The organism is Aurantivibrio plasticivorans (assembly GCF_055392955.1).
This window is the reverse complement of sequence record NZ_AP036020.1, coordinates 3,645,833-3,666,866: the sequence shown is the minus strand read 5'-3', so window position 1 is coordinate 3,666,866 and position 21,034 is coordinate 3,645,833. Positions and strand designations below refer to the sequence as shown.

Below are 21,034 nucleotides of genomic sequence, written 5' to 3'. Positions count from 1 at the left end.
ATTGTTTTTGCAATGAATAAGCCGTTACTTTCTGCCACTGAAACGTCTTCGGGCGTTTCTGATGCCCGCGATTATCATCAGCGTACAAAACATCATTTTTCTGGTTACGCCAAAGGACCAGAAACAATCGATTGGGATAATCAGCCAAATCCGTTTCGGCGATATGATGGTGCGCCGCTGGTAGAGCTGCCATTCGTTGCTGATCAGTTGTCGGTTTCCTATGCGCAGTTGACCGACAGTGCGGCACAAAAAGTGGCTGCCGAAAAGGTTAATCTGAAGTGGATTGCGGGCTGGCTCGAAACGTCCTTAGCGCTGTCGGCGTGGAAACAATTTGGCACGGCACGTTGGTCACTGCGCTGTAATCCATCCAGCGGCAATCTACATCCCACCGAAGCCTATTTGATATTGCTTGGTGTGCCCGGTGTAGCCGATGGTTTATATCATTATTGTGTTGAATTGCATGCGCTTGAGTTGCGTTGTGACTTTCGTTGTGAAGAGCATGATGAGGCAACGCCTGCGGAAAATTCACCTGTTGTATATCTCGGTTTAAGTTCGATCGCTTGGCGCGAAGCCTGGAAGTACGGCGAAAGGGCCTATCGCTATTGCCAATTGGATATCGGTCACGCGGTTGCCGCATTAAATTATGCGGCAGGTCTGCAAGGTGGCAGTGTCGAAGCACTACCCGCTACACCTGATGCTCAATTAGCACAATTACTTGGTGTTGATCGCGCTGACGATTTCGCCGAAGTCGAAAAGGAATACCCTGAAGTATTGTTGCGTTTAAATACGAGCAATTTAGACAGCTTTGAGGGAGCTGAAAAGGACAACGTTGAAACACTGTTGGCCGATGTATCGGCAGGAAAATGGTACGGTAAGCCCAACTTGTTGGATAAACATCCATTCTACAAATGGCCCATTATCGATGAAACCTTTGCGCTCTGTGAAAAGCCCGAAGGCATAGAGATTGAAGAGACGCAAACGCTAAACGTGTATTCGGCTGCTTTGGCGTCACGTTGTGAAGAGTCTGCAGCTCGTATTATTCGTTCACGCCGCTCTGCTCAAGCTTTTGACGGACAATCTGTGTTGGCAAAAGATGACTTTTATCGAATTCTCGATCAAACACTACCGCGCAAAGATTTTTTACCCTGGAGTGGCTTAACCGGTGATGTGTTAGTACATTGCGTTTTATTTATACATCGCGTCGAAGGTTTCGCGCCGGGCTTATACGCTTTTCCGCGCAGCGAATCCGGAGAGGCAATGATGCGATCGGAATTGCGTGATCAATTTTTGTGGAAAACATTAGACGATGGTCCAAATTCTGGCCAAAGAGATTTTCCGCTTTATCAACTAATTGCTGCAAAAGCCGAGCGCACGGCATCTAAATTAAGTTGCCAACAACCCATTGCGGGAGATGGCGCATTTAGCCTGGGTATGCTGGGGGATTTTGCTGATGTTGAGGCAAAGCCCTGGCGATATCGCGCCATTTTGTCTGAGGCTGGAATGATCGGCCAAACTCTTTACTTAGAAGCTGAGTCAGTCGGCATGCGCGGCACAGGTATTGGGTGCTTTTTCGATGATGGTGTCCATGATCTGTTGGGTATACAAACCGAGCGATTACAAAGTGTGTATCACTTTACTGTGGGCAATCCCATTATTGATCATCGACTAGCGAGCTATTCACCCTATTCAGAGCTGAAAAAGCAACGAGGTGCTGATCAATGAAGTTACAAATTGAACGCCCATTCGCCGAAGCTTTGTTAAGCGAATTCCCGGATATGACCGTGGTCTCCGATCAACTAAAGTTTGGTAACCGAGCAGAGCTAACCACCAGCCAGTTATCCGTTCAAGAACTAGGCTACTTACAAAACCTTTATGAGCAAGCCGGGCCGACTATGCGTGGCAAAGCAGCTCAGCTGGACACATTAAAGCAAGCATTGAACGATCCAGGGGTTACCTATGGAGAAGGTGAACTAGAAAAACTAGTAGCGGGTATCGCAGAGTTTCTTATTGATAACGCCATTAATGGCTGGTTATTCCAAGCAAACCCTAATGGGAAACCCATAGCCTACTTGGTCACGCGTATCGACTATACGCCGCCTGGCGAAGAAGAAGCGGGGCGCATTGTGTTGGAATTAAAAGCCAACTCAATGGCAAAGATCGTGTCGATACCGCTGATTATTCGCGAGCGCGATATGGTTGGAAAAACCATTGCAGAAATGTTCGCAGAAAGGGGCTATTTCAAAGAAACACAAGCATTAGTCGACAACTACCAGCAATCAGTCGAAAAGTATTTTGCCTGGCGATCTGATTACGGCCGCCAGTTTTCCGGTCGCGGCACCGGGATATACACCGAGGATCCAAGCGCGTCGCACCGAAGTAGCGATTGGACACGAAAAAGCGTTGTCGTACTGTCCAGTAGTGGTGGTTCAGCGCGTTTGGTTAATGATGAAGATGTGATTAAAGAGCGCGCGCTGACAATCGATGCTACCGGCAATATATTAAGTAAGTACCTGCGCAAAGCAGGTAAAAGCATGAACTATGACGATAAAGTCGAACGCGAAGCTGAAAAACTTCAGGAGCGTTTAAAACCTGGCTCGTTTACGGAATTACCTGTTCACGCCTATATTTTATTCTTCCACTTAGACCTCCATCATCATTTGTGGGTACACGTGGACGACATCGCACCTTACGAATACCAACCTGAATTAAAAGACAAATTAATTCTTCCGCCGGAACAAACGGATCTCATCGATATTTTGACTGCAGAAATGGATATGTTGATGGACGATATCGTTGAAGGTAAATCTGGGGGAACTACAGTGTTGTGCGCCGGACCAGCAGGTGTTGGTAAAACACTGACGGCGGAAGTGTATTCGGAAATTATTAAACGACCACTGTATCGCGTCCATTCGGGCCAGCTCGGCCTAAACGTTGCGGAAATGGAGCAATGCTTAAAAGACACACTCACGCGTGCACAGCGCTGGGGTGCGGTGATGTTAATCGATGAAGCCGATGTCTATATCAAGCGACGAGACGACAATATTTCTGCAAATGCTGTAGTGGGTGTTTTCTTGCGCGTACTTGAATACTTCAACGGTTTATTGTTTTTAACCACTAATCGTGTGGGCGATATAGACGAAGCGATTATTTCTCGGTGTATCGCCATGATTAGCTACCACGCACCGGACCTGGAAGACCGTCGGCGAATTTGGCAAGTCATGACCGAGCAATTTCAACTAGCCATTGACGATACTCTCCTTGGCATATTGGCAGAATTATTTCCCGAAGCGACAGGGCGAGATATTAAAGGTTTAGCAAAATTGGTAGCCAAATACTGCCACCATAAACAAGTTAAGCCAACTCTCGAAGTGTTTGAACGTTGCAGCATATTTAGAGGTATGAACAGAGATAGCACTAGGAGCATACAATGAAAGTGGCTGTAGCCAGTAAAGATGGTATCTCCATTAACCTCCATTTTGGTCATGCGAAAGAGTTTTGGGTGTATGAGCTTGGCGAAGCTGCACCCGTACTGTTAGAGCGCCGCGAAGTTGATAACTATTGCCACGGCCAACATGGCAGCCAAACAGCGATGCAAAAAATACTGCAAACGATTAGCGACTGTAGTGCCGTGTTCAGTGCAAAAATTGGCGATGGGCCCATAGCTAAGCTAGAAGCAATTGGTGTGCAATCGGTAGATGATTTTGCCTATTTAGGTGTAGAAGATTCGTTGGCAGAGTTTAGTCAAACAGTGACATCGGAATAGACATGTCGAGTGTGCAACAACCACTAGTTTCTGCCGATTTGCCATTGCAGGCAGTAAGGCAATGGTTTTCAGAGCAAGTATTTGAACCGCTCGATGTGGATTGTGTGACAACGATTAAATTAAAAATCCTCGACGGCAAATGCAAGATGACGGAAGAGGATAAGTGGGTAATCGGACTGTTATACGAGGTAACGAAAGACATCCCAGGTAAGTTATTCGACGAAGACATGCATGCGCTGATTGAAGAGGCTTGTGCTGTCATGGCGGGTAGCTGGGAAGCAGAGCAGCATGAGCAGCTGCGTATTAATATTTATGAAAAACGCTTGTTGGCTGAAACAATGATATCCCGCCCAGTAATGAAAGCGTTTAAAAAAATGATTCGTGAAAATGGTGTTTATAGCACCGCACTTTCTGGCAACTAAGCTAGTAAGACACGTCCAGCTAAGGTTATTGAATAGATGGCAAATTTAAAGTTCTATTTTACACCAGGCTCCTGTAGCACTGGCATCCATATCTTGTTGGAGGAGGTTGAGGTCACCTTTGAGGCCTACCTGATTAATCTCATAAAGGGTGACCAATACAAGCCAGAGTACTTAGCCATAAACCCCAGAGGAACAATTCCCAGTCTCGTGACTACGGATGGCAATGCACTAACAGACTTTGTTGCAATTGCCTTGTGGATAGCGAAAGAATATCCACGTAGTAGTTTACTTGGTGATAATGAAGAGCAGCGAGTAGCGATAATGGAGATGCTGGATTTTGCTACCCGAAAGGTTCACGGGGAAGGTTTCACCCGCATTTTTACCACAGACAAGTATACCGCCGATAAAGTTGAAGCTGAGAAAGTGCGTGAGCAAGGCGTGGAAATGGTCACCAAAGACTTCGATTGGATCGAGAAAACAATGCGTGAGAATAATTGGCATCAGTGGAAGTTTAATATTGCTGACGCCGCGTTGTTCTATATCGAATTTTGGGCTGAGCAGGTTGATATTCAATTACCACTGTTGTGCCAAAGCCATTATCACAAAATGCTTAAACGCCCTACCGTCCGGCAAGTGTTAATGGAAGAAGGTTATCATTCGGTGATTTCGCGGCACGAGAGCGTGGCGGTATAAACATGCAGTTGCGAGATTTACTAACAGACATACCCGTTAGCCAAGATGCAGTGGTACCCTTGGCGATTAAGCAATTGATGCGTGAATCGCTCAATATTGCCGATGACTGGCAACGAGCAGAAACCTTATTATTAAAAGCCCAGGCCGAGCTGCCCGAGGAGTTAGAACTTCAAGTGGCGCTCTACAAACTTTACGCTTATAGCAATCGCTTTGAAGAGTCATTGAGCTTTATAAACAGCGTATTGGAGACTGCAGCGAAAATAGTCGGCTTTGAAAATGATTGGCGAACCCTTAAAGCGGACACGGCCGACTGGCAACATGCTACAGGTGCAACGAGATTATACTTGTACAGCTTAAAAGCAGCCGGTTTCGTAAACCTTCGCAAGGGCAATATTGAGTTGGCCATAGAAGTGTTGACCAAGTTACAAGAACTCGACCCCCTCGACCAAGTTGGTGGCAGTGTGGTCTATGAGATGGCAATGCGCATAGTTGAAGATGAATAGCAAACGAGAGGACTAAACCATGCCCGCTTTTAAAACTCTGGAAGTCGAACATTTGCAATCAACCCTAACGGATAATAGCTGCGTGCTATTAGATTGCCGAACAACACCAGACTATAAGATTGAGCACATGGAAGACGCACTGCATGCCCACGATGCGTTAGTGGAGTCTTTGCTAAAGAATGCTGACAAGAATAAGCATATTGTTATCTACTGTTATCACGGTCATTCGAGTGAACATCTCGCCGAGCTCTTTGCCAATTTTGGTTTTAATAATGTCTACAGCCTTGCAGGTGGTTTTGATGCCTGGCGAAAGTTCAACGCACAGTAACAACATAGCCTCTAACTTTTTGTTGTCGCAAAACCAACACTGAGTTGATGGGCTCACCGGTTTGTATCGTAAAAGCCAACTACAAAAATGTATCTTACTAATAAAATCAAGCAGATAGCGGACAACGCGTTTGGCGTGGCTATTGCATTTTGTCTATTGCAACGGACTAATTGAAATGTTCCTAGAGAAGTTGCCGTATCCAATAGACTCCGAAGGTGGAGGAATTATGCTAGGTTTTAAGCGTAAGCACACACAACAACGTCCTGTCAGTGCGAGCCCTTATGAGGACATGCCGAATATATGGGCGCTCGATAAACACATGGGAATCAAGAGTTTACTCTTGGTGTTAGTCGACCACCTTGGCGAAGCGTCGTTTAAAATTAATATTAACGAAACCGTCAATCGACAAGCGATTTACATTGAGCATCCCGAGTGCGAGGGGCTAAGAGCCTATCTGTACAACTATGGGCAAGAGCAAAACTGCTATGGCGCACATTTAGAGTTTCCGGACGTGGGTGGTGAAACCAGTATCTACAATACCTTCGAAGGTTTGAGTGTGGCACAGCTATCCAGCATGCTCGCATCGCATTTTGATATTTGTTAATGGCAGGTGGTATTAAGTGTGGCAATAGAACCCGTCAGCCTAATTACTGCGTTGGAAAATCGACTGAAAGCCGCGATCAATTTAACTGCCATGTCTGATGATGGATGGCTACTGAGTTTAAAGCTCATGTATGACGGCGAGCCCGCTGGCGAATTAAGTTTTAATTTGCATGGCTATAGTGAGGATGAGGCGTTGCAGATTGCGAAGGATGTGAAGAATAATCATTTTTTGATGCGCGAGATAGATGAGTATCTGTGGGGTGAATCCGACTAGTTCTTGCGTCAGATCCAAGCTTTTACCACTGGGCGGCGTTATCGCCATTTTTCAATGCTCACGTACTACGTGTACGACCGCCACGGACGGCGGAAGTGCAGAAAATGCAGGAGCAATTTTCTGCCGCTCCGCTTAAAAAATAGCTCTGGCCTTGCCCAGTGGCAAAATCTTGAATCTTCTTTCCTTTGTATTTTCCTGTAGGCTCTTATTGGCTTTGCCAATAATTCGTACACACAAGTCTATGATTCTTACATTGCGAGTAATCTGCGGCTAGGGCCTGGTTTCAAAACGCTTCAAAACATGGATGTTTTGGACTTTCGTACATGAGAATTCCCATGGATGGGTTTATACGTTTTTGAAACCAGGCCCTAGTTGTAGATTACGGATTCAGCGCTAAATTCTATATCCGCAAAAAACCATTAACCCGCAGCTGATGCAGAGACTTTTTCGTCTAGCGAACCGCTGATTAGGCTGTCCCAATCCGCGTCGATGACTTCGATGCCTTTTTTCTTACAAAAGCGGAGTTCTTTTTCGGTGGGGTTGGGGATGAGTGCCCAACCGGTGGGTTTGTCGGCGGCGTAGATGATGTCGCTCAATACCATGCGTTCGGTGTCACGGGTCATGTTAATGCCCAGAAAGAGGTACTGCCTTTCTTTGCGGTAGTCTTTCATGAAGTACGGGATAGAAAAACCGCCCATCAATTCGGTAATGTAGTCGACATAGTCCGCGTCAGAGGCAATAAATGTTGGCTCTGGTCGAGGTGAACCCATGGGCTTAAATAAAATAGGTAAGCCTGGGTCTGCGTTTTCGACATCAATCTCTTCATATTGGCCATCGGTGAATTGGAAGATTCGAAAACGGTAATCGGTACCTGAGATGCGTGCAACACCAAGTACTAAATTATGGGCGCGGTCTTGATAGTAATCTTGAAATTGTGTGTCGCGGTTAATGTCGATGATGTAGGGCAGGCCAAGGCTTGCTAACCAGTCATGCAGTTTAGAGGCGGTATACTGTTTTTCGCCATAAGTCGTTGTTAGAAAACGCTCTACAAACTTGCGGCCTTTCTTCAATTCTAAATTCATAGCAGCACGTGGGAATTCGTACATCAGTTTTGGCGCCATGGGCGTACCGTTGTTCATCGCAAGGATAAGGCTTTCGCTATCCGCGGGAATGGGTGTGCCGTCGGCTCTGTTGGTTACGCCTGCAAGCGCGCCTGGACCGATGTAGGGAACAATCTTTCCTGATTTTAAACCTGAAACAATAGTATCGAATGTTGATTCACTCATAGTGGGCGCCTCGTGCCGTTAATTGTTATCGCCAGTAAATGGTTTTGCGACGTCATTAAAGTGTTTAAAGCTTTCAAAAAGTGCGCCACCAGTAAGTCATTGATTTCCCGTAAAACTTTTTGAAGTAAATATCACATTCATAAAGAAACACCTTCGCGCGACTCTATTTTGTATGGTTTTCGACAACATTAAGCGAGCAAAAATGCTGTTGTTGTTCGCTACAAAAATCCCTCAAAACTCTTGTTGTTATTGCGACACTTCCCTCCTTTTGTCGGGTAGAACACCATAGGGAAATACTCGGGTTAAATAAATAATCCTCATTAAAACAATAGGTTACGAAATTTTGCCCCGGCTGGCACAAACGCTGCACCTAAGGCAGTGCTACAGGCAGTACGAGCTATGTCAGGTATGTGGCCTTCTCTGCTGCTCCGAAATAGATGAACGAACGCCTGTTAAATCCGAGGAGAATTATTATGGCAATGCGTCAATGTGCAATTTACGGTAAAGGTGGAATCGGTAAATCCACTACCACTCAAAACCTTGTGGCTGCACTAGCTGAAGCTGGTAAAAAAGTCATGATCGTAGGCTGCGATCCTAAAGCAGACTCAACTCGTTTGATCCTTCACTCGAAAGCGCAAAACACCATCATGGAAATGGCGGCTGAAGCGGGAACTGTTGAAGATCTCGAGTTAGAAGATGTATTAAAAACTGGCTACGGCGAAGTTAAGTGCGTTGAGTCTGGCGGTCCAGAGCCAGGTGTTGGTTGCGCAGGCCGTGGTGTTATCACTGCAATTAACTTCCTTGAAGAGGAAGGTGCATACGAAGACGATCTAGATTTCGTTTTCTACGACGTACTGGGTGACGTTGTATGTGGTGGTTTCGCTATGCCTATCCGCGAAAACAAAGCACAAGAAATCTACATCGTTGTATCTGGTGAAATGATGGCTATGTACGCTGCCAACAACATTTCTAAAGGTATCGTGAAATATGCAAACTCAGGCGGTGTTCGTCTAGCTGGCTTGATCTGTAACTCACGTAACACTGACCGTGAAGATGAATTAATCGAAGCGTTGGCTGCTAAATTAGGCACTCAAATGATTCACTTCATCCCACGTGACAACGTTGTACAACGTGCTGAAATCCGTCGTATGACTTGCATCGAGTACGATCCAGCTGCAAAACAGTCTGATGAGTATCGTGCACTTGCAAACAAAATCATCGAAAACAAAAAGCTTGTTATTCCTGCGCCTATCACCATGGACGAACTCGAAGAGTTGTTGATGGAATTCGGCATCATGGAAGAAGAAGACATGAGCATTGTTGGTAAAACAGCTGCTGACGAAGGTTAATTCCTCTCTACAGCAAAGTGGTAACCCCGGATTTCGCTCCGGGGTCAGATCGGGATAGGGCAGATTGGCCCTATCAGATATCTTTCGATATCTGCACCCGCAACCCGGGTCTGTTAATACCTATTTGGTTATCAAAACAGTGGAAATCAAATAGGTATTAACAGACCCAAATTAGAGGAGGCTCACCATGGCCGTAATGTCTAGAGACGAAGTTGAATCGTTGATTCAAGAAGTACTTGAAGTTTATCCAGAGAAAGCGAAAAAGGATCGTGCGAAGCATTTATCGCCTAATGATCCTGAATTAGAGCAATCCAAAAAATGTATTACATCGAACAAAAAATCTTTGCCAGGTGTAATGACTATTCGCGGATGTGCTTACGCTGGGTCTAAAGGTGTGGTTTGGGGTCCAGTAAAAGATATGATTCATATCTCTCATGGTCCTGTTGGTTGCGGTCAGTACTCACGTGCTGGACGTCGTAACTACTACATCGGTACTACGGGTGTTAACGCTTTCGTTACCATGAACTTCACTACCGATTTCCAAGAGAAAGACATCGTTTTCGGCGGTGACAAAAAGCTTTCGAAAACTATTGATGAAATTGAAACGCTTTTCCCATTAAACAAAGGCGTAACAATTCAATCAGAATGTCCAATCGGTTTGATTGGTGATGACATTGAAGCAGTATCTAAAGCAAAAACTAAAGAACACGGTAAAACTGTTGTACCCGTTCGTTGTGAAGGTTTCCGCGGTGTTTCTCAATCATTGGGTCACCACATTGCTAACGATGCGGTTCGCGATTGGGTATTAAGTGCTCGTGACGAAGACGATTCATTTGAAACCACTCCATATGACGTAGCCATCATTGGTGACTACAACATCGGTGGTGACGCATGGTCATCTCGTATCTTGTTAGAAGAAATGGGCCTACGTGTTGTTGCTCAATGGTCTGGTGACGGTACGATTTCAGAAATGGAATTAACGCCTAAAGTTAAATTGAACCTAGTTCACTGCTACCGTTCAATGAACTACATCTCTCGTCATATGGAAGAGAAGTATCAGATCCCTTGGATTGAATACAACTTCTTTGGTCCAACCAAAACTGTTGAATCACTCCGTAAAATCGCTTCTTACTTCGACGAAACTATCCAAGCTAAATGCGAAGAAGTTATCGAGAAGTATAAAGTTGAGTGGGAAGAAGTTATCGCTAAATTCCGTCCTCGCTTAGAAGGCAAAAAAGTTATGTTGTACGTTGGTGGCTTACGCCCACGTCACGTAATCGGCGCCTACGAAGACTTGGGTATGGAAGTTGTTGGTACTGGTTATGAATTTGGCCATAACGATGACTACGACCGCACACTCAAAGAAATGGGTGACGCAACGCTCTTATACGATGATGTAACTGGCTACGAATTCGAAGAGTTCGTGAAGAAAGTTAAGCCAGACCTCATCGGCTCAGGTATTAAGGAAAAATACATATTCCAGAAAATGGGTATCCCATTCCGTCAAATGCACTCTTGGGATTACTCAGGTCCTTACCACGGCTTCGATGGCTTCGCTATCTTCGCTCGTGATATGGACATGACGTTGAACAACCCATGCTGGAATAAGCTACAAGCGCCTTGGAAGAAAGAAGCAGAGCAAACTGAATCAGTTGCAGCTACTGCTTAATCGATCTGAATAGTCGTTACGTAGGTATCTAACCTTGGTGGGTTGTGTACTCAACCCACCACTTACTCAACCTAGCTCGCCGGACCACAGATTAGTGGCGCGAGAGGAGAAATTACCATGAGTCAATCAGTTGAAGACATCAAACCCAGTTATCCCTTGTTCCGCGATCAGGACTACAAAGATAGCCTGAAAAACAAACGAGAGCAGTTCGAGGAAGTTCATCCACAAGAATTAATCGACGAGACTTTTTTGTGGACAACAACCGAAGAATACAAAGAACTCAACTTTGCTCGCGAAGCGTTAACTGTTAACCCAGCTAAAGCCTGTCAACCACTTGGTGCAGTATTGTGTTCATTAGGTTTTGAAAAAACCATGCCTTATGTTCACGGGAGCCAAGGTTGTGTTGCTTATTTCCGCACTTACTTTAACCGTCACTTCAAAGAGCCAATCTCTTGTGTATCTGACTCAATGACAGAAGACGCGGCAGTATTCGGTGGTCAGAAAAACATGTTTGACGGACTAGAAAACTGTAAAGCGACTTACAAGCCAGACATGATCGCTGTGTCTACTACGTGTATGGCTGAAGTAATCGGTGATGACCTTAACGCCTTTATCGGAAACTCTCGTAAAGAAGGTCATATCCCTGACGATTACCCAGTACCTTTCGCTCATACTCCAAGCTTTGTTGGTAGCCATACCACAGGTTGGGATAACATGTTTGAAGGTATTATCCGTTACTTCACTTTGAACCATATGGAAGATAAAGAAGTAGGCAGCAATGGTAAAATCAACATCGTTCCAGGCTTCGAAACTTATCTTGGCAACTACCGTGTTATTAAGCGCATGCTTAATGAAATGGACATTGACTTCACAATGTTGTCTGATCCAGAAGAAATTTTGGATACTCCAGCTGACGGTGAATTCCGTATGTATGCCGGTGGTACTACGCAAGACGAAATCAAAGATGCGCCTAACGCGCAAAACACGTTCTTCTTACAACCTTGGCAGTCAACCAAGAGCTTGAAGTTCGTTAAAAATACTTGGAACCATGCAGCACCTGGTGAAAAAGATTCACATATCCCAATGGGTCTTGATTGGACAGATGAATTCCTAATGAAAGTTAGCGAAACCACTGGTCAACCAATTGCTGATAGCATCGCCAAAGAGCGCGGTCGTCTTGTTGACATGATGACTGACTCACACGCTTGGTTACATGGCAAAGAATACGCACTATGGGGCGACCCAGATTTTGTCATGGGTATGACTAAGTTCTTATTAGAACTCGGTTGTGAGCCTACTCACGTATTAGCTAACAACGCTAACAAGCGTTGGAAAAAAGCCATGGAAGCTATCTTGGCGGAAAGCCCATACGGTGCTAACAGTGAAGTGCACATCGGTAAAGACTTGTGGCATATGCGTTCACTCGTATTCACCAACAAGCCTGACTACATGATTGGTAACAGCTACGGTAAGTTCATTCAGCGCGATACGCTTTACAAAGGCGAAGAGCATGAAGTGCCACTAATCCGTATCGGCTTCCCAATCTTCGATCGTCATCATTTGCATCGTCAAACCACTCTTGGTTACGAAGGTGCTATGCAAATTCTCACTACCTTGGTTAACACTGAGCTTGAGCATTTGGATGACAAAACCCGTGGTATGCAAACCACTGACTACAACTACGACTTGGTTCGTTAATTGACTAACGAGTAGAAGTATTCCGCAGCGGCAACCCCGCTGCGGATCATCTGTGAGCGCGCCATTGCTTATCATGCTAATGGCGTTCACATATTGTTAAGTGTGCATAACGGGAGATACGCAATGCCAAGCGTAATGATTCGCCAAAATGATACTGGGCAACTAACGCTCTATATCGCGAAAAAAGATTTAGAAGATACAATCGTATCTGTCGAATATGAGGATGATGACAAATGGGGTGGGAAATTTACCTTAGCGGATGGATCATCATATTATATTGAACCTTTTACCGAACGCCCGCGTTTACCCATAACCGTTAGGGCGAAGCGCGCAGAGGAGGCCTAACATGTCTTCTCCGCTATCAGAACAAGTCGCACTACGCATTGGTCTGGCAGCACGTGAACTGCCAGATACCGAAGCGAGTACGCTGTTAAAAATTCTACTGCAAGCTGTTGGCCATCCTATTACGGCCAACAAATTGTCAAAGCTGCGTAAAGGTAAATTGGTTTCCGCGTCAAACGATTTACTCGCCAATGCAAGCGATGACGAACTCACCCGCGCAGTCAATTATTTAAAAGGTCGAGGCTTTGAATTCGAAGCTGAGCCTTTACCTGAAATTGACGACTACGCCGAAGACGACATGCCGGGCTCTATTCGTATTGCTTGCACGTCAAACAATGGCGATAAAATCGATGGCCATTTCGGTTCCTGCGCCCGTTTTCTCATCTACCAAGTCTCCGGTAGCGAAATTCGTTTAATCGATATTCGTAGCGTTCCCAAAGTTGACCCCGACGACGACAAAAATGTCATTCGCGCGAATCTAATCGAAGATTGTCACGTGCTGTGTACAGCGTCGATTGGTGGTCCAGCCACAGCCAAAGTGGTTCGTGCAGGGCTTCATCCAATGAAGTTAAAAGAAGTCCGCCCAGCTCCAGAATTAATGGCTGAGTTACAAACCGTTATCGGTGGTACACCACCACCCTGGTTAGCGAAAATCATGGGTGAACAACCGCAAGAACGTGTTCGTTTTGCAGTTGAAGGTAATGGTTAAGGCTTTTGGTTAAGAGGTTCATCAAATGAAAATGCAAGTGATTGATGACGTAGTGGCCTTCGTTGAAAAACAAGGCCTCTCCGAAGCGACTATGCAAAAAGTGCGTGAAGAACATAGCGACGCGCACTTCACTTACTGCTCAGATGACGACGTGAATATGGGCAAAGCTTTTCGCGAATGCGAGGGGTTTAATGTATATCTCGTTAATTCGTCTGATCATTGTTCGGTATTAACTAACGACGAAGAAGCTGCATCTGGAATGGTACTTGCCGAGTTGTATGAAGACTAAAAGTCTGTAGCTACTATAAGGGTATGTGAAGACTCATAGAACAAAACATTAATTGAAGGCAAACAAACGTCCCTCAATGTAAATACCGGTAACCCTAATTGAAGACAATGAGCGACGACCGAAACGACCTAACCCCGAGAGCCGATTGTATTTCCTGCCGCTACTCGGAAAACCTCCTTCCGGCACAACGCTGCTGTCCGGGCGATGCCTGCGTGGTTGTCGACAGCGGCCGCCAAATTGATCGCTTCCTCCGTTTAAACCCAGAACTCGCACCACTCTATGTAGGTGATGATTTCTGGGAACGCCGCGCAATAGCCGCACGCTACATCCCCGTCGCGATGCTCGACGAACTAATCTACGACCCAGACGAAGCCGTAAGAAGGGCAGTCGCCTATCGATTACCTCGCGATAGATTGTCAGAACTCATGAACGACGAAGACCGCGAAGTAAGAATCACCGTTGCCGATCGCTTGCCGCTAGAACATTTAGAGAAGCTCGCCAGCGATCCTGATTACTTAGTCCGCGCCTACGTGGTACAACGTTTACCGGCCGGTAGATTATTTCGTTTTATTCGTGATGATGATCGTCAAGTGCGCAAAATGGTGGCCAATCGTTTGCCGGAAGAAACGCTGGAATTAATGTCAACTGATCCCGAACCGGAAATCCGGCGCATAGTCGCAAGTCGTTTACATGGGGAAAGTGTTGTTCGTTTGTTGAAGGATAGTGATTGGACGGTGCGGTTGGCGGCGGTTGAAAATGCGCCGTTGGAAGCGATACTTCCTTTGAAGGAGGATAGTGATCCGGAGGTTAGGGATGCGGTGGGATGGAGGTTGGAGCAGGAGAGCAAGAAGCTCTCTGATTCATAATCTTTTGATTAATCCATAAAGCTAAATAAAGGTTCGCCTTTGGGCGAGTTACTTCTTTATTTGGGGACAATTTTGTATGGAACAAAATTGGGCAGCCGCTTTTTGTGCTGGTCGAAGACCGAAGAGCAGGACGCTCTGAGTCAAAGAAGTAACCAAGACCGCTCCTACGCATCCATGCGTTCGCGGCATTCGAACGTCCCTGTACATCAAAGCCCACCCATCAAGCCGGCCTTCGGCTTCTCTGCGTTACTCGCCATCAAGAGAAGCTTCGGAAACTCGCTCCGCTCAAACAGCCTCAGCTTTTATCTCTTGCTTGCTCCGTTACTCGACGGCTTGAAATGGGAACGCCGTGGCGAGGGGCACGCGGCGCTAAGAAAAGCGCGTCCCGCGCAGACCATGTTTTTTAGTGACCGAAGCATCCTTCGTTATGAGCCACAACTCTCCGAGAACTCTTCCTTTATCTCTTTTGCTTGATATTCCATTTCCGGGAATAAAGTTGCCTCCCGAATACCCGCATAAGCGAGCTCTTTTAGAATATTTCGCTTTTCTTTCGATGATATTCGAATTTTTAAAAGACAGTTTTCACTATAAGTGTGTGTTTCCATCTCATCCACTTTAATGAACTCTTGGCCTTCTATAAACATGCCGCCGTGAAACGTAAAAAAGCCATGTTGCTGCCTTATGCGAGGATTTAGATGTGGAGATCTAAATGGGATAATGTTGGAGAACGCGCTGATTACATCTTGCTCAATCATGTGCACAGGCTTCCCTTCATGATCTACGGTATTTTGTAGTTTTTGTATAATTGTGAGACTGTTGAAATCTTCCGTGCTTCCTGTAGATAGGCCATAAAATTTAATTTGCGTATGCAAGTCATTTTTTATCTGGGCGATAGAAATACCATTAATTTTCGTACTGTCTTCTATCAATCCTTCTGTGTTAAAGACTAGTCTCCTATAAAATTCATGCTTTGTCTTTTCTTCCACCTGCATTTTCATAAACTCATTAAAATGGAAGTCTCTTTCCATATAAGTAGGATCAAAGACAAATAGTGCTGCATCATCGTCAGGGTTTGAAACACAAGCAAAATATAAACCGACGGTTAGACTACTACTCCAATCTAATAATCTTGAGGGTAGTCCATAGTGTTGCATTAGAGTTAACCATTCATAAGTTGTTTTATGCTGCTCCGACTTGTCTGGGTACCTACGTTTGAATTCCTCAAACATTTTTTGTTCATGGAATACCATTCCGAACTCATTGCCTTGCCTAAAAATACTTGGCCTCAATTTATATTCGTAGCTTGGCTGACCCCTAAACCATAAATTTCTGTAGTCACTAGCATATTCTGAGAGGACGTCAGCTATATCACTAATCCGTCCTTTAGGCTCAATTTCTTTCATTGTCTTCCTTTGTATGAGAGCTCATAAAAACAATTTATAGAAACGCGTTGACGATAAATACCGGATAAATCAACAACAGATGTGTAAATAAAAGAGATAGAGGGTATGTTTATTGATCAATTGCGGTGTTGGTCAAAAATTATTCCCTCCGTCTCCTTTTACCAAATTCTACATTTAGGCTTATGGCACTTTGTGCCACGGTATAAAATTTTTAGGTAGTTGCTCGGCAATTAGGAACCGTTGTCTACCTTGATGACGAGCTATACCAACCTTTTCAAGATCTTTAAACCAAAACCAGAGATTTTTTTGTCTTGCATCGATAGAGGCTTGATCTTCAGGCCAATCGAGCAGCTCGGATATCCACGCATCATCTGCAATTGATTTTAAACTCACTTCAAAGCCTGTTTTTCTTGAGATTTTGTAGTACCACACGAGGCTTTTCCAAACCGACCAAGTAGTATTCCAGTTCGGTAAATAACTACCTTCTTTTTCAGGTTTCTTGATATTAAGTTTTTCTGCTATGAATTGCAGTTTGAATAGATCATTGCCATTTCTAAATTTTTCAGAGAATTCACTAATATCGCTATGTTTTTTCTCATTCCTGTAAAATTCCTCTTCGCATCGTTTTTTAGCGATTTGCTCAAGCTTACTGATCCATGTATCAATGCCTATCCATTCTAGCTCACAAAACTCCTCCACTATTTCTCCATCATAAATTTCAAGCCAAATGACCAATGCGGGTTTTTCGATATCAAAGCTAACATTCGGGGTGCCGCGCAAGACTAAATGTATGGGTAATCTTGTTTTGCCGTTGACTAAGCCTGTTACAGAAAATACGTTGTGATCACGCTTCCAGTCGTCATGAAGGATGGTGACTTTAGGTTGGGTTTTGTGCTCAATAACTGTAAGCCCACTTTTTCCTTTCTTACGATATGTGCCAGTAATTATGGGCCAATCAAAGAGCTTTAAAATTCTATTGCCTTGCTTTCCAAGCTTTTTGCAAAAGTCTTCAACTGCTACGAAATCAAGGCGCTCAGTATTACTAATATATGATCTAAGCTCCTTTTTTGTTTGTTCTATAAGCAAGTATTCGTAGTCACAATATATCCATTTTTTTGGTGCCTTTTGTAAAACAGCATCTTTTATTTCCTCAGAAGTGCTATTCCAAGGTATTTCGGATAAGTCTATTTCAATACAGGATAACTTTACGTCTTCGTATTTGTCTGCCTCAACCTCGGTCTTTGCGTGTGTAACATAGATTTCAATTGCCAGCTCTTGCTCACCTTCTCCTTGCGTAAGGACATCGGCAATGAGGTCGGGGCGTATTTTTACCTCTTGCTTTGCCGAAAAAAGTCGAAGGTTTTGGGGTTGCATGCTCCATGTTCTTTGGAATGATTTACCCCGTGAAGAACGCAAGGTCACTATCCCAGATTTATCTGGTAAGCTGATTGATTCTTGTTGGTTTGCCGCATCTACAATCGCTTGCTTTGCAGCACGGTGCAGAACACTCTCGCCGTTGCATTCAATTGGAACTGCATGTGCAAAATGCCATACTACTTTTTCACCTTGCCTTGCAATTAGCGGGTTTTTGCAGTCTGGGCAAATGCAGTTGCATTGCTTACCTCGATCTGCATCCGCAATGTGAAGCATTCGTCCTGTATCGTGAAGCCCCCAGCCAAGTTTAATTCCAGTCATGGTTCAAAATAGTGTTTGTTTTGTGCTGATTCGAAATATTATAAAGACACTCACTCTGCCAGCTCTAAACATATAAAAAACTAAATATAGCTGATACTGATCTAACTATTATTTCATACCCCTCTATCACAATTGAAATATGCTTGCACTATATTGTGAGCGGAACTGTCTTCGAAATTGTAAATGCCGGCTATAGTCAAAATTGTGTCAGGTTCTAGTTCAGAAATTCCCTTTTCATCCAATTTCGGGTTTTGTAAATTTCTATCGTGCTTAGAAATATAAACTTCATCGATTGGGATATAACCTTCTGTTTGATCAAAACAGACATGTTTTATCTGTAAATTGCTAATGAACTCCATTTTACTCCATAGAGCCTCAGTATATGTGTTCCATACGAACCTTGCCCATATTTTTGTGTCTATGCCGGGTATATAGCTATCACAAAATTGGATATCGGTTGGCATTGAACGAGTGATTTCATCAGTAGCCCTCAAGAAATACCATGTAAAATCTGCGAGCTCTGAACACCGAGTCTTATTGGGAGCCTCACTAAACTGATGTTCTATAGCGTTCCTGATTGCTCTAATTTGATGGAGCATCGCTGGCTTGGCTAAGCCTAGCTGTGTAAGTTTATCGAGGTCACCTTTGGAATAATTGAATACATTGAGGCGCTTAAACTTATAATCGGAAGAGATTTTTTTAATTCGGTGATCTATAGCTCTTTTCAAATTTGACACGCAATCAATGAGTTCTAGATTGTCTAGATGGTTGTTTAGTGTTCTGTATGCAAGGTCAAGATATTCGTAAGGCCTTTTCCAATCGGCTTGCATCGCATAAGTACAGCTATCGTTGCTTACATGCCAACTAAAAATTTCCCTTGTTATATAAATTCGGTTCATGATCTGTTCTAGAAAAACTATGAATAGGACGAAAAGATAAGAGAGGTTAGGTTTACAAGCAGCTTAAACGAAATTTACCCATTATCCCTTTGGCTTGCTAGTGTGTTTCTTGCTCATATTTATTGTTATTTCCTCGTGCGACCTTAAACTCTGCCAGTTCTTCATCGGTCAGCTGGTATAGGTCTGGGTCATTCTCAATTATCTTGTCGATTTTTTTATCAGTCATGTTCTTGACTTTTTGAGCATTGGATAGGCTTCTAAGTTTTCGAGCTCGGTCAAGAGTAACGCTTGTGGTTTTTTTGCTCACTTATAACCCCTAGTTAAAACTTCGGCTCGTACTCCGCCCAGTTAAGTTAGCATTCGAGCCGTAATTTATGCAGCTATGTTGCATGTGTTTTGTTGTCGTTATATGGACTCTCTAGAAAAGTTAAGTATTTGCTCGCCAAATACATTTACTGCTTCCGAACATAAGCGTTCGTACAACCCGGAAATCTCAATATAGTCATTTCCTGCATCGGCGGCTTCATCTTCGTCTTCCGAGGTGGCGTTAATGGTTTTCAATCTATTCATTTCAGCTGCGAGCGACTCTAGAATATACCGTGTTTCCCAGTCGTTTGAGCTAATGTTCATTTCTCTTATTGTTGCCATCTATACTACCTCTTTCTTGAAAACCTTTTGGCATTTGAGCGCCAACTTAGACAGTAAACCAACGAATTCATCTAAAGGCATATTCGCGGTTGGGCATATAGAGTAGTGGCCCGGTCTATCGTTGATTAATCTCAAACCAGAAGGAACTTGGGTTCCCCTAATAATCTTCCAGACCCAACCTGACATTTGGGTTTTATCTAAGCGCTCTTTGGTTGAGAGCGAAACTCCCTTTCCGTTTGCAATGACAACGGTAATGCCATTCACTTCCATCGTATCAATATCTTTAGGGCGCCGAACATTTGTTAGTCGCGGGCTCGAAGAGTTACCTAGTCTGTAAAGGTCCTCGGGCGCAAAAAATAAGTCCTCTAACTGCATTATCTTCTCCTTGATTTATTTGTAATCTGGTTTGCTAGAGCGTCAATTTATGTAACATGATTGACAAATTTATAATCATATTTAAATGGCGTTTAATTCATTGTATGGGCGTTTTTATCGAGTTTAGCGTTTATTGAAGTCAATACGCTAGATCTTCGCTTCCTTTCTGAAAGCTTTGCTGAATGCGAATAACGAGATAGAAATCGCTGGCTCGCAACACAAGCACCGACGAATCCTCCAACAATAATGTCGGTATTGCAACCAAAATGCTGTCAATGATCTAGATCAAACAAAATCTTTAATGGTCTTCAAAACAGAAGTTTTATAACTGTTTGATTTTATTGAATTATTAGAGACGTTTATACAGAGGTATTTGGTACAAGATTCGCATTTTACCTGTAGGCCTTAAAGGTAAGTCTGCAGCGGCTGACAACAAGCGGTTAATCAGTAGATCTCATCAGGCCAATTAAACGACAACATCTCTTAATAGAGATTAATCGACCAGATATAAATCGAGGTGTGAAATGGCAGAATTTTTCTTGGATAGAAAAAGTGAAGAAGACAATATCGTTCACCGTAAAGAGTGCGCAACTATAGTGCCGAATACAGAATTCCGTTATTTGGGGTCGTTTGCGCAGGCGATAGCTGCTTTTGATAAGGCAAATGGTTTCGCGCGTGGTGTGAGCTATTGTCCGGACTGCATTAAGGCTTAATATTAAGGCTTAAATAGCTCTTGAACATTTCTCTAAATTTAGCGATAGATTTAGAGAAATGTTTATCTACATGCGGCGAAAAAAATTGGCTAGGCAGTAGCTGTGCTATTCAGCTCTGCCGCCAATGCGCTGTCCATGGTTTTTGCATGTGTGGAAAACCAAACGAGTAGGCTTTCGCCGACCCAGGCGCGCGCCATTGCTGGGCGGCCGGCATTGGCGCGCAGGCAGAGTCTTTCCATGTCGCCCAATATGCGTTGATGATCGGCGCGATGTTCACTTAGAAGCCCGTGTCCGATTTCGGTCATGCGGGCTTCTTCATCGGCAAAGTGTGTTTTGGTATGTTCTAAAAGCGCGGTCATCGCGGCGGGAAATTGTTGCTGGTCGGCGTCACTGGCTGCTTTTACTAAAGACAAGAACTCGATGTGAGTGTTATCCATCGTTTCGTCGTCTAATGTAAATTCATCGGCGAAACGATTAAGCAAATCTTCTGCGCTTGGCATGCTTACA

The 21,034-nt window shown here is 44.2% G+C and carries 25 protein-coding genes; 17 read left to right on the top strand and 8 right to left on the bottom strand.

Annotation, left to right across the window (positions count from 1 at the left end; genetic code table 11):
* Positions 1-12 precede the first annotated feature (12 nt).
* The 9 genes from ACZ5NB_RS16335 to ACZ5NB_RS16295 all read left to right on the top strand — a co-directional run bounded on the left by ACZ5NB_RS16335 (position 13) and on the right by ACZ5NB_RS16295 (position 6,586).
* Positions 13-1,722 carry a nitroreductase family protein gene (locus ACZ5NB_RS16335; RefSeq protein WP_460233344.1) on the top strand — a complete coding sequence of 570 codons (1,710 nt, stop codon included), beginning with the start codon at positions 13-15 and terminating at the stop codon, positions 1,720-1,722.
* Positions 1,719-3,431, top strand: a complete 1,713-nt coding sequence (locus ACZ5NB_RS16330) for an AAA family ATPase (protein ID WP_460233343.1) — start codon at positions 1,719-1,721, stop codon at positions 3,429-3,431. Before ACZ5NB_RS16335 ends, ACZ5NB_RS16330 begins: the two co-directional genes overlap by 4 nt.
* The gene (locus ACZ5NB_RS16325) at positions 3,428-3,763 is read left to right on the top strand and encodes a NifB/NifX family molybdenum-iron cluster-binding protein (RefSeq protein WP_460233342.1); all 336 of its coding nucleotides are present in this window, start codon (positions 3,428-3,430) and stop codon (positions 3,761-3,763) included. Before ACZ5NB_RS16330 ends, ACZ5NB_RS16325 begins: the two co-directional genes overlap by 4 nt.
* Before the next feature lie 2 nt (positions 3,764-3,765).
* Positions 3,766-4,185: a hypothetical protein gene (locus ACZ5NB_RS16320; protein WP_460233341.1), complete on the top strand. Its 420-nt coding sequence runs from the start codon at positions 3,766-3,768 to the stop codon at positions 4,183-4,185.
* 36 nt (positions 4,186-4,221) lie between these two features.
* Positions 4,222-4,878, top strand: a complete 657-nt coding sequence (locus tag ACZ5NB_RS16315) for a glutathione S-transferase family protein (RefSeq protein WP_460233339.1) — start codon at positions 4,222-4,224, stop codon at positions 4,876-4,878.
* A gap of 2 nt (positions 4,879-4,880) precedes the next feature.
* The gene (locus tag ACZ5NB_RS16310) at positions 4,881-5,381 is read left to right on the top strand and encodes a hypothetical protein (protein WP_460233337.1); all 501 of its coding nucleotides are present in this window, start codon (positions 4,881-4,883) and stop codon (positions 5,379-5,381) included.
* Between the two features lie 19 nt (positions 5,382-5,400).
* A complete protein-coding gene (locus tag ACZ5NB_RS16305) occupies positions 5,401-5,709 on the top strand; it encodes a rhodanese-like domain-containing protein (RefSeq protein WP_460233336.1) in 309 nt (102 codons plus the stop codon).
* 226 nt (positions 5,710-5,935) lie between these two features.
* Positions 5,936-6,313, top strand: a complete 378-nt coding sequence (locus tag ACZ5NB_RS16300; protein WP_460233335.1) for a hypothetical protein — start codon at positions 5,936-5,938, stop codon at positions 6,311-6,313.
* Positions 6,314-6,331: 18 nt separating this feature from the next.
* Positions 6,332-6,586, top strand: coding sequence for a hypothetical protein (locus ACZ5NB_RS16295; RefSeq protein WP_460233334.1), 255 nt, complete (start codon positions 6,332-6,334; stop codon positions 6,584-6,586).
* Positions 6,587-7,005: 419 nt separating this feature from the next.
* Here the strand turns inward: ACZ5NB_RS16295 and ACZ5NB_RS16290 are convergent, their stop codons facing one another.
* Positions 7,006-7,872, bottom strand: a complete 867-nt coding sequence (locus tag ACZ5NB_RS16290) for an SIR2 family protein (RefSeq protein ID WP_460233333.1) — start codon at positions 7,870-7,872, stop codon at positions 7,006-7,008.
* 473 nt (positions 7,873-8,345) lie between these two features.
* Here ACZ5NB_RS16290 and nifH point away from each other — a divergent pair, with 473 nt between their 5' ends.
* From nifH to ACZ5NB_RS16255, 7 genes are all read left to right on the top strand, one after another.
* Entirely contained in the window at positions 8,346-9,221 is an 876-nt protein-coding gene (gene nifH / locus ACZ5NB_RS16285; RefSeq protein WP_460233332.1) for a nitrogenase iron protein, read from the top strand.
* Between the two features lie 187 nt (positions 9,222-9,408).
* Complete coding sequence (nifD, locus tag ACZ5NB_RS16280) at positions 9,409-10,890, top strand: nitrogenase molybdenum-iron protein alpha chain (protein ID WP_460233331.1); 1,482 nt, start codon at positions 9,409-9,411, stop codon at positions 10,888-10,890.
* A 117-nt stretch (positions 10,891-11,007) separates the two neighbouring features.
* Positions 11,008-12,588 (top strand): nitrogenase molybdenum-iron protein subunit beta, encoded by a 1,581-nt coding sequence (nifK, locus tag ACZ5NB_RS16275; protein WP_464107579.1) that lies wholly within the window; start codon positions 11,008-11,010, stop codon positions 12,586-12,588.
* Positions 12,589-12,711: 123 nt separating this feature from the next.
* On the top strand, positions 12,712-12,933 hold the full coding sequence (gene nifT / locus ACZ5NB_RS16270; protein ID WP_460233329.1) for a putative nitrogen fixation protein NifT: 222 nt from the start codon (positions 12,712-12,714) through the stop codon (positions 12,931-12,933).
* A gap of 1 nt (position 12,934) precedes the next feature.
* Positions 12,935-13,639, top strand: a complete 705-nt coding sequence (locus ACZ5NB_RS16265) for a dinitrogenase iron-molybdenum cofactor N-terminal domain-containing protein (RefSeq protein ID WP_460233327.1) — start codon at positions 12,935-12,937, stop codon at positions 13,637-13,639.
* A gap of 25 nt (positions 13,640-13,664) precedes the next feature.
* Entirely contained in the window at positions 13,665-13,928 is a 264-nt protein-coding gene (locus tag ACZ5NB_RS16260; protein ID WP_460233326.1) for a DUF6129 family protein, read from the top strand.
* A gap of 107 nt (positions 13,929-14,035) precedes the next feature.
* The gene (locus tag ACZ5NB_RS16255; protein WP_460233324.1) at positions 14,036-14,794 is read left to right on the top strand and encodes a 4Fe4S-binding leucine-rich repeat protein; all 759 of its coding nucleotides are present in this window, start codon (positions 14,036-14,038) and stop codon (positions 14,792-14,794) included.
* Positions 14,795-15,219: 425 nt separating this feature from the next.
* Here the strand turns inward: ACZ5NB_RS16255 and ACZ5NB_RS16250 are convergent, their stop codons facing one another.
* The 6 genes from ACZ5NB_RS16250 to ACZ5NB_RS16225 all read right to left on the bottom strand — a co-directional run bounded on the left by ACZ5NB_RS16250 (position 15,220) and on the right by ACZ5NB_RS16225 (position 19,814).
* The gene (locus ACZ5NB_RS16250; RefSeq protein ID WP_460233323.1) at positions 15,220-16,197 is read right to left on the bottom strand and encodes an FRG domain-containing protein; all 978 of its coding nucleotides are present in this window, start codon (positions 16,195-16,197) and stop codon (positions 15,220-15,222) included.
* 180 nt (positions 16,198-16,377) lie between these two features.
* Positions 16,378-17,892 carry a competence protein CoiA family protein gene (locus ACZ5NB_RS16245; RefSeq protein WP_460233322.1) on the bottom strand — a complete coding sequence of 505 codons (1,515 nt, stop codon included), beginning with the start codon at positions 17,890-17,892 and terminating at the stop codon, positions 16,378-16,380.
* Positions 17,893-18,005: 113 nt separating this feature from the next.
* Entirely contained in the window at positions 18,006-18,791 is a 786-nt protein-coding gene (locus ACZ5NB_RS16240; RefSeq protein WP_460233321.1) for a hypothetical protein, read from the bottom strand.
* A 97-nt stretch (positions 18,792-18,888) separates the two neighbouring features.
* The gene (locus tag ACZ5NB_RS16235) at positions 18,889-19,017 is read right to left on the bottom strand and encodes a hypothetical protein (RefSeq protein ID WP_460233320.1); all 129 of its coding nucleotides are present in this window, start codon (positions 19,015-19,017) and stop codon (positions 18,889-18,891) included.
* A 179-nt stretch (positions 19,018-19,196) separates the two neighbouring features.
* Complete coding sequence (locus ACZ5NB_RS16230; RefSeq protein WP_460233319.1) at positions 19,197-19,439, bottom strand: hypothetical protein; 243 nt, start codon at positions 19,437-19,439, stop codon at positions 19,197-19,199.
* Positions 19,440-19,814, bottom strand: a complete 375-nt coding sequence (locus ACZ5NB_RS16225) for a Tse2 family ADP-ribosyltransferase toxin (RefSeq protein ID WP_460233318.1) — start codon at positions 19,812-19,814, stop codon at positions 19,440-19,442. It abuts the gene before it with no gap.
* Between the two features lie 524 nt (positions 19,815-20,338).
* Between ACZ5NB_RS16225 and ACZ5NB_RS16220 the strand changes: the two genes are divergently transcribed.
* Positions 20,339-20,527, top strand: a complete 189-nt coding sequence (locus ACZ5NB_RS16220) for a hypothetical protein (protein WP_460233317.1) — start codon at positions 20,339-20,341, stop codon at positions 20,525-20,527.
* A gap of 89 nt (positions 20,528-20,616) precedes the next feature.
* On the opposite strand, the gene ACZ5NB_RS16215 is transcribed toward ACZ5NB_RS16220, so the two are convergent.
* Positions 20,617-21,027, bottom strand: coding sequence for a bacteriohemerythrin (locus ACZ5NB_RS16215; RefSeq protein WP_460233316.1), 411 nt, complete (start codon positions 21,025-21,027; stop codon positions 20,617-20,619).
* Between the last annotated feature and the right edge of the window lie 7 nt (positions 21,028-21,034).